A 14,117-nucleotide genomic window follows, 5' to 3' on the forward strand; every position below is an offset into this window, starting at 1 on the left:
TCAGGTGATGCCGAGCGTCACCGCCACCGGGCAGTGGTCGGAGGCCTTCGGCCGGTCCCAGCCGGCGCGCGGATAGCGGTCCACCTCCTGCCCCGGCGGGAAGATGGTGCGCCAGGGCTGGCCGCGGCGAATGATATCGGGCAGCGCCTGCTCGTTTGTCCGCGCCAGCGATGGCGACAGAAGGATATAGTCGAGCTGGCACAGATGCCGCTCCAGCGGTCCGCGTGTGTGATAAAGCGTCCAGCGGTCCATCTCAGGCCGGCGCTCGACAACGTTTTCGGCAAAGCCGTCGGCGAGGAACACGTCCAGACAGGACGCTGTCTCCTTGACCGGAGTGAAGCCGTAGCCCTGGTAGGCATCGCCTGAGATCACCAGCCGCTCGCGGTAGTCGTTCATGTCGCCGCAGATCACCCAGCGCTTGTCGGCGGAATGATCCTTGCCGAAACGGTCCTCGATGATGCGCCTGACTGCCTTGGCCTCGGCGATACGCACCGGCATCGTCGCGTCACGGCCGTTCAGCCCGTTGCGCGGCGAGCCCATCGACTTGAAGTGGACCGAATAGATGGTCAGCGGCTTGCCGCCGATCTTGACGTCGATCTCCAGGCAGTCACGCCGAAAGATGCGCTCGAACGGCTCCTGGCCGAGGCTGGCAAGCTCGGGCGTATGCAGCCCGAACTGCTCGAAGGTGACATGGGCATGGCTGGTCATGCGCACGAACTCGATCGGTTCGCCATGCGATGTTTCCGCCCGCATCATCACCGCGACGTCGATGCCGCGCGAATCATTGCCCGAGGTTGTGTATTTGTGCTGGTAGCCCTGCCCCACCATCTTGAACAGATAGCCATATTCGAACGCCTTCAGCGCCTCGATGTTGTCGACTTCCTGCAGGCAGATGATGTCGGCACGGGTCTCGGCGATGGCCAGTGCCGTCAGCTGGCGCATGTCGTCGGCATGCGCGATCGCGCGCGCCTGCTCGAGCAACCGGTATTCCGCCTCGCTGTGGATCTCGAACAGCGCGAGCGTCCGGTCCTCGTTGAGCTGATTGCGATAGCCGGAATAATCGAACCTGTTCATCAGGTTCTCGACATTGAAGGTGGCAAGGCGCAGCGACATGTCGCGAGCATTGCCTTCATGTTGGTCCAAACACAAGAGCCCAGCCACAAGTCCACGGGGAACCCGGCCGTTCATTTCCCGTTCAGGCTGAAGGGCAGAATATGCCCCGATCTCCATCGAAATTTGGGGGCATGGAGCCTTTGGGATTCGGACATCAGGAGACGATCATGAACCTCTCATCCCTCGCACGTTCCGGGCTCGTCGCGCTCGGTCTCGTCACCGGCCTGCCGCTGGCTGCATCCGCATCGCCGGCCGGCATCGGCCAGATGCCGTCGGTAGTTCCGCAGGCGACGCAGAACATCATCCTCGCCCAGAGCCATTTCTGCCCGCCCGGCACTGGCTGTTACGCGCGCCGCGATGGCTGGCGTGGCGACGGCTGGCGCCGGGAAAACTGGCGCCACAACAACTGGCGCGGCGATCGCTGGCGCGACGACTGGCGCTGGCGGCATCGCCCGCATCGGCGCCATTTCGGCACCGGCATCTACCTGAACTTCGGCATACCGGCCTATCGCTACTACGAGCCGCGCTATGTCCAGCCGCGCCGCATCTATCGTGGTGGAGGCTCGGCTCACGTTCAGTGGTGCTACGACCGCTATCGCTCGTATCGGGCCTGGGACAACACCTTCCAGCCCTATAACGGCCCGCGCCGGCAGTGCTGGTCGCCCTATAGCTGAGGCGGTTTCGAAACAACGGAGACGGCGTCGCGCCTGCGGCGCCGTTTTTCTTTGAACATGACTTGAAGCTAATAAAAACAGCAACAAGCTGTTGTTTACGTATCATGTGTAGAAGGAAGATTACCGGGAGGATTTTCTATTCTGGGTTGAGAGTTCATGACGGCCGACAACGCCGAGATTGCTGAAAACGAACTGCGCCGGGAGCGTCGCAACCGCGTCCTCAAGGGCGCTGCGATTCTGACCGGGATCACCAACTCGGAAACCCGCTGCACGATCCGCAACATGCATTCGAACGGCGCCGAGATCAAAATCCCGGCGGAAAGCCGTGTCCCCGACCAGTTCCTGCTCTATGTCCCCGTCGACGGCATCGCCTATCGCTGCGTCGTGCGCTGGCGCAAGGCCGACCGCCTCGGCGTCCAGTTCGAAGGCACCGAACCCAAGCCGCACTGGCACTACGGCTGACCAGACACTCCTGATTTCGAGCCAACGAAAAAGGCCGGCGGATTGCTCCACCGGCCTTTTTCTTCGTTCGCGGCCAGCCGCAGAAGTCCGATGGCAATCCGCCCTGCCGTGCTGGATGGTGCGGCCATCGAGAACCGGCGCGCAGCGGACATAAAGTCAGTGAGCACCGGAAGCGCAGATGGCCGCGGCAGGGTAGGATTGACGCGGGCTTCTTAGTTCTTGGCCTTGTCGACCAGCTTGTTCTTGGCGATCCACGGCATCATGCCGCGCAGCTTGGCGCCGACTTCCTCGATCTGGTGGCTGTCGTTCATGCGGCGGATGCCCTTGAAGCGAGCCGCGCCCGAACGGTATTCCTGCATCCAGTCGGAGGTGAATTTGCCGGTCTGGATGTCCTTGAGGACGCGCTTCATCTCGGCCTTGGTCTCTTCGGTGATGATGCGCGGGCCGGTCACGTACTCGCCCCACTCGGCGGTGTTCGAGATCGAGTAGTTCATGTTGGCGATGCCGCCTTCATAGATCAGGTCGACGATCAGCTTCACTTCGTGCAGGCACTCGAAATAGGCCATTTCGGGGGCATAGCCGCCCTCGACCAGCGTCTCGAAGCCGGCGCGGATCAGTTCGACCAGACCACCGCAGAGGACGACCTGCTCACCGAACAGATCGGTCTCGCACTCTTCCTTGAAGTTGGTCTCGATGATGCCCGAACGGCCACCGCCGACGCCGCAAGCATAGGACAGGCCGAGGTCGAGCGCATTGCCCGAAGCGTCCTGGTGAACGGCGACCAGGCACGGCACGCCGCCGCCCTTCTGGTATTCGCCGCGCACGGTGTGGCCCGGGCCCTTCGGTGCGACCATGATGACGTCGACGGTCGACTTCGGCTCGATCAGGCCGAAGTGGACGTTCAAGCCGTGGGCGAAGGCAATCGCTGCGCCGTCGCGGATGTTCGGAGCGATCTCGTCGCGATAGATGTCGGCCTGCAGCTCGTCAGGGGTGGCCATCATCATCAGGTCGGCCCACTTGGCGGCTTCAGCAACCGTCATGACCTTGAGGCCGTCGGCTTCGACCTTCTTGGCGGTCGCCGAGCCGGCCTTCAGGCCAACGACGAGTTCCTTGGCGCCCGAATCCTTGAGATTCAGCGCATGCGCGCGGCCCTGGCTGCCGTAGCCGATGATGGCGACCTTCTTACCCTTGATCAGGTTGAGATCGGCATCGCGATCGTAATAGACACGCATTGGTGGGTTCCTTCCCGGTTTGTAAGTCAGAGGGCCTTGGGCCCGGTTTTCGCTCCGTGCAGAGCAAGAAACTGCTGCGTTGCGCGCACGGCGTCGCCGTCGATCCCCGCCTCAGTCAATTCCAGCCGGTCGCCGAGCAGCAGACGGATCTGCACGTCGCGGGCGACCAGGCCAAAGAATGTCCGGAATGCCGTCTCGGCATCGTCGAATACGAGTAGGCCGGCCTCGCGGCCCGCTTCCAGCACCGGCTTCAGCCTGCGGCCGAGCGCGAAACGGCCGCGCTCGAGCACGATGGCGCCGAGGTCGCGCTTGTCCGATCCGGCATGCACCACGCCGACCCGGTTGAGCGCGATCGACGTGTCGCTCGAAATCACACGCAGCCAGTCGGATGCAAAGCGTTCGAGGCTGGAGGTCAGCGAAGCCAGGTCCAGTCCCTTGCGGTCGACCGGCGGCACGCGCACCTTCGAGGCCTGCCACTGAACCGTCGCGGTCAACAGCCCGTCGCGGTCGCCGAACCACTTGTACAGCGTTTCCTTCGAGCAACTGGCGCGGCGCGCAACGGCCGTCATCGTCAGCCTGTCGCCCTCCTCGACGAGCAGGCGCAGCACCGCATCGAGCACGTCCTGCTGACGTGCCGTCGGTCCCTCGCCTTCCATCATCTCGGTGGTCGTCTGCAACATGTTCCAAGCCCGTCACGTCACGCCGGCTCGCTTCGAGCAAGCCGTACCGTACGTTACGGTTCGGTAAATAGCTCATTCTGTGGGAACCCTGCAATCGGATTCTTTTGCCTTGCTGCAATTATCTGCGGGCTGCCTCGGTTAAAGCCGCCGCGAAGCGGGAGCTTGCCGCCAAATCGCTCAGGAAGTGCCGAGATCGACAGTCTCGGCCAGGAAGTCGAGCAGCGCCCTCACCCGCGCCGGCACCGGCCCGCCGCTGCCCAGAAACACCGCGTGCACATCCTCGAGATCGCCGGGGTTTGCTTCCTCGAGCACGCCGACCAACCGGCCCGCCGCCAGATCGTCGCGCACCTGGAACGCGGCGATGCGCGCCAGTCCGAGCCCGGCCAGCGCCAGTTCGCGCAACGCCTCACCGTCGCTGGCCTGGGCGTTGCCGGTCGGCATGACCTCCATGACAGCGCCGTCCTGCAGCACCGGCCATGCCGGCATCGTGCGAACATAGGACGGTCCGAGCAGATTGTGCCGCTTCAGCTCATCGGCGCTGCGCGGCATCGGCCGTGTCGCGAAGTAAGTTGGCGCACCGACGATCATCATCCGTGTAGCCCCGAGCTTGCGCGCGACCAGGCTGGAGCTTTTCATCGGCCCGGCGCGGATCGCCACGTCGGCACGCGCTTCCAGAAGGTCGACGACCATGTCGGACAGGGCGACGTCGACGGAGATTTCGGGATACCGGGCCAGGAATTGCGGCAGCAGGGGCAACAGGAAGTGCTTGCCGAAAGGCACGTTGGTGTTGACGCGCAGGCGCCCGCGCGGCACCTCGCCCGCTGCCGCGCATTGTTCCGCCTCCTTCAGGTCGGCAAGAATGACGACGCTGCGCTCGTAGAAGGCGCAGCCTTCCGGCGTCAGCTGCAGGCGCCGCGTCGAGCGGTTGACCAGCCGCGTGCCAAGCCGGTTCTCCAGCCGCGACACCAGTTTGCTGACGGCCGAAGGCGACATCGCCAGTGCTCGCGCCGCAGCCGAAAACCCGCCGCTCTCCACGGCCCGGACAAACACTTCCATTTCGCCGAAGCGGTTGACGTCCATGCGCATCATTGTGAATTCACGTCATAGATCCTTCGCCAGATCGACGCCTACTTCATCCTGCCGCCCGCGTCCATATCAACGGTCTCACCGGAGAATTGGATGATGAAAACAAACACAGCACTGATCGTCGGCGCCCACGGCGTCATCGGCAGCAATCTCGCCAGCCATCTGGCAGCACTCGGCAGTTGGAATATTGTCGGGCTGTCCCGGCGCGGCGGTCCGAGCAAAGGTCCAATGCGCCATATCGCCGTAGATTTGCTTGATCGTCAGGACGCCAGGGAAAAACTCGGCGGCCTGCGCGACGTCACCCACATCTTCTACGCCGCCTACCAGGACCGGCCGAACTGGGCGGAACTCGTCGAGCCCAATGTCGCCATGCTGCGCAACGTCGTCGACACGGTCGAGCCGATAGCCCAGAACCTGCGCCACATCAGCCTGATGCAGGGCTACAAGGTCTATGGCGCGCATCTCGGGCCGTTCAAGACGCCGGCGCGCGAGACCGATGCCAACCACATGCCGCCCGAATTCAACATCGACCAGCAGGACCTTCTCGAAGACCGGCAGAAGGGTAAGAGCTGGAGCTGGTCGGCGCTGCGTCCTTCGGTGGTCATCGGCCAGGCGCTGGGCAACCCGATGAACCTCGCCATCGCCATTGCCGTCTATGCCTCGATGTCCAAGGAACTCGGCCTGCCGCTGCGCTTTCCCGGCAAGCCAGGCGCCTATGACAAGATCATCGAGATGACCGACGCCGGCCTGCTGGCACGAGCCACCGTCTGGGCCGCAACCGACGAACGCTGCGCCAATCAGGCGTTCAACATCACCAATGGCGACCTGTTCCGCTGGAACGAGATGTGGCCGAAGATCGCCGCGAATTTCGGTCTCGACACGGCACCGCCCTTGCCGATGTCGCTCGACACCATCATGGCCGACAAGCAGCCGCTGTGGGACAAGATGAAGGCCCGGCACGGCCTTCTCGACACGCCCTACGCCGATGTGTCGTCATGGCGTTTCGCCGACTTCGTCTTCGGCTGGGACTACGACTTCTTCGCCGACGGCACCAAGGCGCGGCGCTTCGGCTTCCATGACTTCGTCGACACCGAGGAGATGTTCATGCGCACGTTTGCCGAGCTGCGCCAGCGCCGGATCATCCCCTGATCGGGCCGACAGCTGCTACTGCCCATAGGTCGCGAGATAGTGCGAAGGAATGGCGACCGGAAACAAGGCGCCGGACAGCGCAAGCACGATCAGCGTCGCAAACAGCGCCCCAACTCCGGCAGCACCTCCAAGCAAAGCCGCCCCCAGCGCGGGGCGGCTTGCCAGAAAGCTCCAATAGGCGGCGCAGCCGACATGGACGAACAGCGCAAGAACGCCGAGAAAGTAGTATGGCGCGAAGAACCAGTGCCAGGGCGGCGCGAAGAAGCCCGCGGCCGCAAAGCGAAAGTCGGTGTCGAGGTCAAAAACCGTTCGTCCGGCGATGACGGCCCCGACATGGTTGATCAGGAAAAAGGCGAGATAGCCGCCCGATCCTGCCTGCAGCCAGGCAATGGCACCCTTGCGCCTCGCCCAGCCACGCACCAGCATGGTGAGCCCGCTGCCAACCTGCCACAGGATGAGGCAGACCAGCGCCACTTCGACGAAGGGCTGGCGGTAGAACTGCCGCGCCTCGGCCATGAAGGCGATGTGGGTCTCTTGGCCGCTCAGCCCGGCAAGGTGATTGGCCATGTGCAACAGCACGAACAGCGCGATGAACAACGCCGATGCGCGATGCATGCTGCGTAGCAGCGGCCGCGCCGGTCGATCTTCCATTCATCCCCCCTCGCTCGGCCGCCGCATCCTCGGCCGCACTACAGCATGCCTGATCAGTTCAGCTTGACCAGCGCCACGCGCCGGTTCTTGGCCCGGCCCTCATCATTGTCGTTGCTGGCGACGGGCGCCATCATGCCGGCACCCGCTGCCGTCAGGCGTCCGCCGTCGATGCCGAACTGCGAGACAAGCGCTGCTTTCACCGCCGCCGCCCGGCGGTTGGACAGGTCGATATTGTAGTCGAACTTGCCCTGGTTGTCGGTGTGCCCGACAACGGCGACGGCCAGTGCCGGGTTGTCACCCAGGAGCTTGGCGATCTCCTTCAGCGTCGGCTCCGACTCCGGCTTGATGTCGGCCTTGTCGGTGTCGAAAAAGATGCCGTAGAGCGAAATGCCACCGCTGCTCGACAACGAGTCGGCCATCTTGGCCGCCTCCACCACAACCATCTTCTTGTCGCGCGCCTTGGGCTCCAGCACATGCACGATGGCGATGGTGCGCGCATTCAGCGCCTTGCAGTAAAGGTCGTCGAGCAATTGGAAGGTCTGCACCGTGACAAAGGCTTCGCCACCGTCGCGCGGCACCTTGGCGGTGAAGTAGCGCTGGTCGGTAACCCCTGACGAGGCCACACAGGCAGCATTGGAGAATGCATCGACGCCAAGATCGCTGTCGTAGAAGAAGTTCATCATCAGGCTCATGTCGCCGCCGCCGCTCGAGGCCGAGCGCGAGGCGTCGCCACCGCATTCCTCCTTCTTGCATTCGAACACGACCTCGCCGCCGGCCGCCTGCACCACGTCCTGGTAGTTGCGCAGTACCTCGAGCGGCGAGCGCCCGTCGGGCAGCACGTAGAACAGGCGGGTGAGCGACCCCTCGACCTCTTCCGCCTTCTCCGGCTTGAACAGGGCGTTGTTGTTCTTGTCGCGTTTGTCCGGATCGGGATCGGCCTTCAGCGGTGAAAGCGGCACGCTGAAATCGGTGTAGTCGAGCTTCTGGTAATAGACGATGAACGAGCCTTTGTAGCGCTTGGCGAGCGCGTTGTCGGCAGAGCCTTCGATGTCAGCGGTGGGAACCGTCGCATCGGCCAGCACCGGCATGCAGCTGAGCGCAAGCAGGGCCAACCCTGCCACAGCTTTTCGAACTCCAAGCATCGCAAGTCCCCGCATCGCACGCCCCTCGGTTGAATGTGACGCAAGGTAGACACAACCGCAGCCCGGCTCAAGCAGGGATCCGGGCAGGCCTTTCGTCGCCGCATTCGGTCCAATCGGCCTCCGTGAGGCCAGCCGGCGCAAACGGATCGATCAGCGTACCGGCAACGATCAACGCCAGCAGCTGCGGCGCCGGCGGCAGCTTGGCGACCGTCGCCACCAGCCGGTCGCGCAGGAACGGCAGCAGCACCGAATCCGACTGGTAGAACGGCGTGAAGGCCAGCGACAGCGCCTGGAACAGCCTGACGTGCCAGCGCCGCGCACGCACATAGGCCGCAAGTGCTGCATCCATGTCGCTTGTCCGCCGCAAGGCGTGCGCCAGTGCGGCAGCATCGAGCAAGGCCATGTTGGCGCCCTGCCCCAGTTGCGGGCTGGTCGAATGCGCTGCGTCGCCGATGACGGCAAAGCCCCGCGCCGCAGGTTGCGCCAGCGTGTGGTGGCCATAACGGGCCAGCGTCAGCTGATCGAAATCCTCGATCTGGTCGAGATAGGCTTGGCATTCCGGCCAAAGCCTCGCCACCTCGGCCTTCCAGGCGGCCAGCCCCTGGGCCTGCACGCGTTCGGCATCGGCCGGCTTCAGGCTCCAGAAGAACGCCGCCATCTTGCGCCCATCCGGCGCAGCACGGCCGATCGGCAGCACCCCGATCATCACGCTGGCACGGCGATAGCGCTGAGTCAGCGAATGTTCGTCGAATCCTGCGCCTTGCCAGTCCAGCGACGCCCAGAACGCGCCATAGGCCAGTTGTCTCGGCTCGCCCGCGAGGCCGACACTGCGGCGCAGCTTCGACCTTGCGCCGGTGGCGTCGATGACGAGGTCGAACGATCCAAGCTCCCGCCCTGCGGCATCGACGAGCCGCGTCTGTTCGCCCAACGACACGGCATCCAGCTCGGCACCTGTGACGATCTCGATGCCTTCACGCAACACAGCCCGGTAGAGCACGCCGAACAAGGCGGCTCGGTGCACCGCTAGGCCGTACCGCCCGCCCGGCCGCGCATCGTAGCGCACGTCGAGCACGGTGCGCCCGCTCTCGGCGTCGGTCCCGTGCAGCCGGTCGATTCGGCTTCCAAGATGTGAGATTTCGTCCAACAGGCCAAGATCGGCGAGCACCGAAAGTCCCGTCGGCTGCAGGATCAGCCCGGAGCCTAGTGGCTTCGGCTCGGCGAAGCGCTCATAGACGGTGACCCGGTGCCCGTCGCGCTTGAGATACAGCGCCGCTGCCAGCCCTGCCGGGCCAGCGCCGGCGATTGCGATGTGAAGTTTGCGAGCGCTCATCTGCCCTTCCGTCCACGACGCAGGTTCATGGACGGAACTTGCATTGGCAATGCTACTTTTTGCCTCGCGCCGGCGTCAGATCGACACCTGCGTACCGACCTCGACCACACGGCCCGTCGGTATCTGGAAATACTCGGTCGCATCCGCCGCCGTGCGCGCCAAGCCGATGAACAGCCTGTCCTGCCACAACGGCATGCCGGAGTTTGGCGACGCCTTCAGCGAGCGCCGCGACAGGAAGAACGAGGTCGTCATGATGTCGAACTTCCAGCCCTGCTTGCGGCAGATGGCCAGCGCCTTGGGAATGTTCGGCTGCTCCATGTAGCCGAATTTCAGCTTCACCCGCATGAACAGCTCGTTGACCTGCTCCATCTTGACCCGTTCGCTGTCAGGCACGATGGGCTGCTGGGCCGTCACCACCGAAAGGATGACGTTTTGCTCGTGCAGCACCTTGTAGTGCTTAAGGCTGTGCATCAGCGCAGTCGGCGCGCTGTCGGGATCGCTGGTCAGGAACACTGCGGTACCAGGCACCAGCTGCGGCTTCTTCTTGATCAGGTTGCCGGCCAGGAAGTCGAGCGGAATCTCGTTCTTGCGTGTCTTGTCGAACAGATAGCGGCTGCCGCGCACCCAGGTCCACATGATCAGCACGATCGAGAACGCGACCGCCAGCGACGCCCAACCACCCTCGAAGACCTTGACGATGTTGGAGGCGAAGAAGCCGATGTCGATCAGGCCGAAAACCAGCGTCGCCACCACGACGGCGGCAACCCGCCAGCGCCAGATGCGCAGCATGACCACCGAAAGCAGCAGCGTCGTCACCAGCATGTTGCCGGTGACCGAGATGCCATAGGCGGCGGCCAGCTTGCTCGATTCGCCAAAGCCAACGACCAGAAGCATCACCACCAGCGCCAGCAGCATGTTGACGCGCGGCATGTAGATCTGTCCCAGCGTCGTCTCCGACGTGTGCTGGATGACAAGGCGCGGCAGCATGTTGAGTTGCACGGCCTGGCGCGTCAGCGAATAGGCGCCGGTGATGACAGCCTGGCTGGCGATGACGGTGGCGGCCGTTGCCAGCACCACCATCGGGATCAGCATCCAGCCCTCGTTCATCTCGAAGAACGGATGGCCAACGGTGCCATTGTGGCTGAGCACGAACGCGCCCTGGCCGACATAGTTGAGCAGCAGGCACGGGAAGACGATGCACAGCCAGGCCAGCACGATCGGCCGGCGGCCGAAATGACCGAGATCGGCGTAGAGCGCTTCGGCACCGGTCACGGCCAGGAAGATGGCGCCGATCGTGACGAACGACACCTCGGGCTGGTTGACCAGGAACTGGACGATGTAGATCGGGTTCACCGCCAGAAGGATTTCGGGGTCGTCAGCGATGTGGACGATGCCGGAGTAGCCGATGGCCAGGAACCAGACCAGCGTGATCGGGCCGAACACAACCGCCACGCTGCCGGTGCCGAAGCGCTGCACCGAAAACAGCACCGCCAGAATTACCAGCGTCAGCGGCACTACATAGGGCTGGAATGCGGGCGTGACGACATTCATACCCTCGACAGCCGAAAGCACTGAGATCGCCGGCGTAATCACCGCGTCGCCATAAAACAGTGAGGCGCCGACCATGCCAAGCGCCAGGATTATGCCGGAGCGCTTGGGCAGGCTACGCCGTGCCAGCGCCATCAGCGACAGCGTGCCGCCCTCGCCCCGGTTGTGCGCCCGAAGCACGAACATGACGTATTTGACAGTGACGATGATGGTCAGTGCCCAGATGATGAGCGACAAAACGCCGAGAATATCCTCGCGCGATGCGACCTGGCCGCCGGCCGACGCCACAAGCGCCTCGCGGAACGCGTAGATCGGGCTCGTGCCGATGTCGCCGAAGACGACACCCAGTGCACCCAGGACGAGAATCCTTATGTCGTGGGAATGGCCGTCCGTCTGGACCGCCTGCCCGCTTGTTCCCGCCTTGTCAGCGCCGGCATCGGTCATGAACGACTCTCCGTGAAGCCGCGGGGCTCTACGCTTGCTGCGCCGCAAAAGCAACCGCTGTTTTGCGGCAGCTAATGTTCAGCCGATGCAGGCAATGCATGGCTAACACGGATATTACCACCCGCACGCCTTGAGATAGCGCTTAATCGTACCGGCCATGCCATGCTCCAGTGCATCGGCCGTCAGCCCGTGGCCAATCGAAACTTCCGCAAGTTTCGGAATGCGCTTCATCAACAGCGGCAGGTTGTCGACGACAAGGTCATGCCCGGCATTGACGGCGAGGCCCATAGCAAGTGCCGCCTCGGCGGTTTTTGCCAGCTTTTCCAATTCCTTGGCAGCCTTTACCGAATCATCGAAGCAGGCACCGTACGGCCCGGTGAACAGCTCGATGCGGTCAGCACCCGTATCACGCGCGGCAGTCATCCCGGCGGGATCGGCATCGGAAAACAGCGAAACCCTGAAGCCGCCCTTCTTGAGACGCGCCACCACCGGCTTGAGCAGGCTCGCCTGTCCGGCAAAGTCCCAGCCATGGTCGGAGGTCGCCTGCGACGGATCGTCCGGCACCAACGTCACCTGTTCCGGCTGATGCTTCTCGACCAGTTCGAGAAAATCCTCGCTCGGATAACCTTCGATGTTGAATTCCGCCTTGGGAAACTCATCGTCGATCAGTGCCCTGATTTCAGGCACATCGGTAAAGCGGACATGGCGCTGGTCCGGGCGCGGATGCACGGTCAGCCCGTGCGCACCGGCGGCAAGTGCGATGCGCCCCAGGCCGGTGACGCTCGGCCACGGCAGATCGCGGCGGTTGCGCAGCATGGCGATGGCATTGACGTTCACGGACAGCTTGGCAGGCATCGGCAACTCTCAGCAAAAGCGACACCCACGCCACCTATCACGGCTTGGGCGGGAACAGAGAGCGCTTTTATGTGTTCCAGTGTCGATGCGGCCACCACGCCGCACCAACGAGGACACGCCGATGAAATCCATGGATGCTCCACCGCCGTTCCGGCGCATCGACACCGACAACCCGGAGGTCTTTGCCTTCGAGATCGTCGGCCATTTCACCCAGGCCGACATCGAAAACGCCTATGGCCTGCTCGACGCCGCCTATGAAGGTCACGACAAGATCGACGTCCTGCTGCGCGCGACCGGTTATGACGGGTTCGACTGGTCGGCGCTGTTCGATCCCTTGACCTTCAAGGGCAAATGGAAGGCGTTGCATCATATCCGCCGCTACGCGCTTGTCGGCGGCCCGGCCTGGATGGGCCCTGTCGTCGGCCTGTTCGCGCCTCTCACCTCGATCGAAACGAAACACTTCGCTGATGCCGACGAAGCCAAGGCGTGGAAATGGCTCGGCGCGAAACCGGCCGACGCAGGCTAGGCCGTCCTGGAGCGTGGTTTCAGATAGTGGACATTCCTGCGCAGACGACCCACTCCAATATGCCGTTGAAATCGCGCCGCATGTACCCGGCAATTGCAGGAACCGGCGTCACCCGCCAGTCGAGCACGCCCCGTCGCGAGATGCGCTCGCCGAAAATCCTCCGGATATGGAATTTTGCGCTGCAATTCGGACCGAGACTGGCGACCTGTTGAAAGACTGTCATGGACCAACAAAGGTTCGGTTGCCTGACCTGACAATCTGCTACGGACTGTGCAAACTGCAGCCATCACACATCTCGCCGCGGTCACACTCCGGTCATCGGGCCGCGCCACACAGCGATCATCATGCCAAACATCCGCATCATCGATTCGATCACCGACCCGGGCTCTCCCTCGCGTCCGAACGAAGACAGCGCCGGCGGCAACGCCAGTTGCGCCTTCGTCATCGACGGCGCCACCGGCCTCGGCGGCACCAGCATCGTCGGCCTGCACGGCTCCGATGCCGCCTGGCTGGCCCGTTTTGCCCAGAGCACCTTTGAAGAGCTGGTCCGCAACGGCCGTCCGGTCGCCGAGGTCGTGCGCGAGCTCAACCAGCGCGCCGCCAATGTTGTGCACGAGGCAGCCCACGCCTTGCCGATCGAGGCCTGGAACCTGCCGATTGCAAGCTTCCAGATGGTTCATGTAGAAGGCGACCGGCTGGTCACCCACGGCCTCGGCGATTGCCGCCTGTTCCTGGTCGACGCCGACGGCAAGGTGGTCGAAACTTCTGCCATCAAGGCCGCCTACGCCAACGAGCGCGACGGCGCCCGCAGGGCGATTGCCCAGTCCGGCGGCTTTGCAACGCACCAGGCACTTGCCGACGAACCCGTCGTGCGCGACGAGCTGCGCCGCCGCCGCGCCGCCTACAACCAGCCGGGTGGCTCGATCTGGACGCTCGGTATCGAGCCCGCCGCCGCCGATCATCTCGCGTCCGAGCAGCTCGACGTTTCCCTGCCGGCCATGGGCCTTTTGTGCTCCGACGGCTTCGCAGCCCTCGCCGACCAGTATGGCCGCTATGACGTCGCTGACCTCGTCCGCGCAGCCGCAAGCACCGGCCTTGCTCCGCTCCTGCAGGAGCTTCGCCACATCGAACGGGTCGAGGATCCCGACGGCCAGCAGTTCCCGCGCTTCAAGGTTTCGGACGACGCAACCGCCGTGCTGTTCGAGATCGTGGCCTAAAGGCAAGC

15 protein-coding genes are annotated in these 14,117 nt (G+C 63.8%); 5 read left to right on the plus strand and 10 right to left on the minus strand.

Features of this window, described 5'->3' with window-relative positions:
* A complete protein-coding gene (locus ACSQ3E_RS01155; RefSeq protein WP_310317398.1) occupies positions 1-1,113 on the minus strand; it encodes an endonuclease/exonuclease/phosphatase family protein in 1,113 nt (370 codons plus the stop codon).
* A 167-nt stretch (positions 1,114-1,280) separates the two neighbouring features.
* On the opposite strand from ACSQ3E_RS01155, the gene ACSQ3E_RS01160 reads away from it, so the two are divergent.
* Both ACSQ3E_RS01160 and ACSQ3E_RS01165 read left to right on the plus strand, forming a co-directional pair.
* Positions 1,281-1,787, plus strand: coding sequence for a BA14K family protein (locus ACSQ3E_RS01160; RefSeq protein ID WP_436121278.1), 507 nt, complete (start codon positions 1,281-1,283; stop codon positions 1,785-1,787).
* Positions 1,788-1,943: 156 nt separating this feature from the next.
* Positions 1,944-2,249, plus strand: coding sequence for a PilZ domain-containing protein (locus tag ACSQ3E_RS01165; RefSeq protein WP_310317393.1), 306 nt, complete (start codon positions 1,944-1,946; stop codon positions 2,247-2,249).
* Positions 2,250-2,461: 212 nt separating this feature from the next.
* Here ACSQ3E_RS01165 and ilvC read toward each other — a convergent pair whose 3' ends face one another.
* The 3 genes from ilvC to ACSQ3E_RS01180 all read right to left on the minus strand — a co-directional run bounded on the left by ilvC (position 2,462) and on the right by ACSQ3E_RS01180 (position 5,250).
* Positions 2,462-3,481, minus strand: coding sequence for a ketol-acid reductoisomerase (gene ilvC / locus ACSQ3E_RS01170; RefSeq protein ID WP_310317390.1), 1,020 nt, complete (start codon positions 3,479-3,481; stop codon positions 2,462-2,464).
* A 26-nt stretch (positions 3,482-3,507) separates the two neighbouring features.
* Positions 3,508-4,161, minus strand: a complete 654-nt coding sequence (locus tag ACSQ3E_RS01175) for a TetR/AcrR family transcriptional regulator (RefSeq protein ID WP_436121279.1) — start codon at positions 4,159-4,161, stop codon at positions 3,508-3,510.
* Between the two features lie 177 nt (positions 4,162-4,338).
* Complete coding sequence (locus ACSQ3E_RS01180; RefSeq protein ID WP_436121280.1) at positions 4,339-5,250, minus strand: LysR family transcriptional regulator; 912 nt, start codon at positions 5,248-5,250, stop codon at positions 4,339-4,341.
* 90 nt (positions 5,251-5,340) lie between these two features.
* On the opposite strand from ACSQ3E_RS01180, the gene ACSQ3E_RS01185 reads away from it, so the two are divergent.
* Complete coding sequence (locus tag ACSQ3E_RS01185) at positions 5,341-6,396, plus strand: SDR family oxidoreductase (protein ID WP_436121281.1); 1,056 nt, start codon at positions 5,341-5,343, stop codon at positions 6,394-6,396.
* A gap of 15 nt (positions 6,397-6,411) precedes the next feature.
* Here ACSQ3E_RS01185 and ACSQ3E_RS01190 read toward each other — a convergent pair whose 3' ends face one another.
* From ACSQ3E_RS01190 to ACSQ3E_RS01210, 5 genes are all read right to left on the minus strand, one after another.
* The gene (locus ACSQ3E_RS01190) at positions 6,412-7,047 is read right to left on the minus strand and encodes a hypothetical protein (protein ID WP_436121282.1); all 636 of its coding nucleotides are present in this window, start codon (positions 7,045-7,047) and stop codon (positions 6,412-6,414) included.
* Positions 7,048-7,100: 53 nt separating this feature from the next.
* Positions 7,101-8,189, minus strand: a complete 1,089-nt coding sequence (locus ACSQ3E_RS01195) for an OmpA family protein (protein WP_436121283.1) — start codon at positions 8,187-8,189, stop codon at positions 7,101-7,103.
* A gap of 67 nt (positions 8,190-8,256) precedes the next feature.
* On the minus strand, positions 8,257-9,519 hold the full coding sequence (locus ACSQ3E_RS01200; protein WP_436121284.1) for an FAD-dependent oxidoreductase: 1,263 nt from the start codon (positions 9,517-9,519) through the stop codon (positions 8,257-8,259).
* Between the two features lie 75 nt (positions 9,520-9,594).
* Complete coding sequence (locus ACSQ3E_RS01205) at positions 9,595-11,511, minus strand: potassium transporter Kup (RefSeq protein ID WP_310317372.1); 1,917 nt, start codon at positions 11,509-11,511, stop codon at positions 9,595-9,597.
* Between the two features lie 114 nt (positions 11,512-11,625).
* Positions 11,626-12,366: a pyridoxine 5'-phosphate synthase gene (locus tag ACSQ3E_RS01210; RefSeq protein WP_436121285.1), complete on the minus strand. Its 741-nt coding sequence runs from the start codon at positions 12,364-12,366 to the stop codon at positions 11,626-11,628.
* A gap of 121 nt (positions 12,367-12,487) precedes the next feature.
* Between ACSQ3E_RS01210 and ACSQ3E_RS01215 the strand changes: the two genes are divergently transcribed.
* Positions 12,488-12,892, plus strand: coding sequence for an STAS/SEC14 domain-containing protein (locus ACSQ3E_RS01215; RefSeq protein WP_436121286.1), 405 nt, complete (start codon positions 12,488-12,490; stop codon positions 12,890-12,892).
* A gap of 19 nt (positions 12,893-12,911) precedes the next feature.
* Here ACSQ3E_RS01215 and ACSQ3E_RS01220 read toward each other — a convergent pair whose 3' ends face one another.
* The gene (locus ACSQ3E_RS01220; protein ID WP_436121287.1) at positions 12,912-13,115 is read right to left on the minus strand and encodes a hypothetical protein; all 204 of its coding nucleotides are present in this window, start codon (positions 13,113-13,115) and stop codon (positions 12,912-12,914) included.
* A 121-nt stretch (positions 13,116-13,236) separates the two neighbouring features.
* On the opposite strand from ACSQ3E_RS01220, the gene ACSQ3E_RS01225 reads away from it, so the two are divergent.
* Positions 13,237-14,109: a hypothetical protein gene (locus ACSQ3E_RS01225; RefSeq protein WP_436121288.1), complete on the plus strand. Its 873-nt coding sequence runs from the start codon at positions 13,237-13,239 to the stop codon at positions 14,107-14,109.
* Positions 14,110-14,117 lie beyond the last annotated feature (8 nt).

The sequence above is a fragment of the Aminobacter sp. LjRoot7 genome, from assembly GCF_964252895.1.
GTDB classification, from domain to species: domain Bacteria; phylum Pseudomonadota; class Alphaproteobacteria; order Rhizobiales; family Rhizobiaceae; genus Aminobacter; species Aminobacter aminovorans_B.

Excerpts from the sequence above, each read along its gene's own strand:
- ACSQ3E_RS01155 (WP_310317398.1), bottom strand. The coding sequence starts at position 1,113 with ATGTCGCTGCGCCTTGCCACCTTCAATGTCGAGAACCTGATGAACAGG.
- ACSQ3E_RS01160 (WP_436121278.1), top strand. The coding sequence starts at position 1,281 with ATGAACCTCTCATCCCTCGCACGTTCCGGGCTCGTCGCGCTCGGTCTC.
- ACSQ3E_RS01165 (WP_310317393.1), top strand. The coding sequence starts at position 1,944 with ATGACGGCCGACAACGCCGAGATTGCTGAAAACGAACTGCGCCGGGAG.
- ilvC (WP_310317390.1), bottom strand. The coding sequence starts at position 3,481 with ATGCGTGTCTATTACGATCGCGATGCCGATCTCAACCTGATCAAGGGT.
- ACSQ3E_RS01175 (WP_436121279.1), bottom strand. The coding sequence starts at position 4,161 with ATGTTGCAGACGACCACCGAGATGATGGAAGGCGAGGGACCGACGGCA.
- ACSQ3E_RS01180 (WP_436121280.1), bottom strand. The coding sequence starts at position 5,250 with ATGATGCGCATGGACGTCAACCGCTTCGGCGAAATGGAAGTGTTTGTC.
- ACSQ3E_RS01185 (WP_436121281.1), top strand. The coding sequence starts at position 5,341 with ATGATGAAAACAAACACAGCACTGATCGTCGGCGCCCACGGCGTCATC.
- ACSQ3E_RS01190 (WP_436121282.1), bottom strand. The coding sequence starts at position 7,047 with ATGGAAGATCGACCGGCGCGGCCGCTGCTACGCAGCATGCATCGCGCA.
- ACSQ3E_RS01195 (WP_436121283.1), bottom strand. The coding sequence starts at position 8,189 with ATGCTTGGAGTTCGAAAAGCTGTGGCAGGGTTGGCCCTGCTTGCGCTC.
- ACSQ3E_RS01200 (WP_436121284.1), bottom strand. The coding sequence starts at position 9,519 with ATGAGCGCTCGCAAACTTCACATCGCAATCGCCGGCGCTGGCCCGGCA.
- ACSQ3E_RS01205 (WP_310317372.1), bottom strand. The coding sequence starts at position 11,511 with ATGACCGATGCCGGCGCTGACAAGGCGGGAACAAGCGGGCAGGCGGTC.
- ACSQ3E_RS01210 (WP_436121285.1), bottom strand. The coding sequence starts at position 12,366 with ATGCCTGCCAAGCTGTCCGTGAACGTCAATGCCATCGCCATGCTGCGC.
- ACSQ3E_RS01215 (WP_436121286.1), top strand. The coding sequence starts at position 12,488 with ATGAAATCCATGGATGCTCCACCGCCGTTCCGGCGCATCGACACCGAC.
- ACSQ3E_RS01220 (WP_436121287.1), bottom strand. The coding sequence starts at position 13,115 with ATGACAGTCTTTCAACAGGTCGCCAGTCTCGGTCCGAATTGCAGCGCA.
- ACSQ3E_RS01225 (WP_436121288.1), top strand. The coding sequence starts at position 13,237 with ATGCCAAACATCCGCATCATCGATTCGATCACCGACCCGGGCTCTCCC.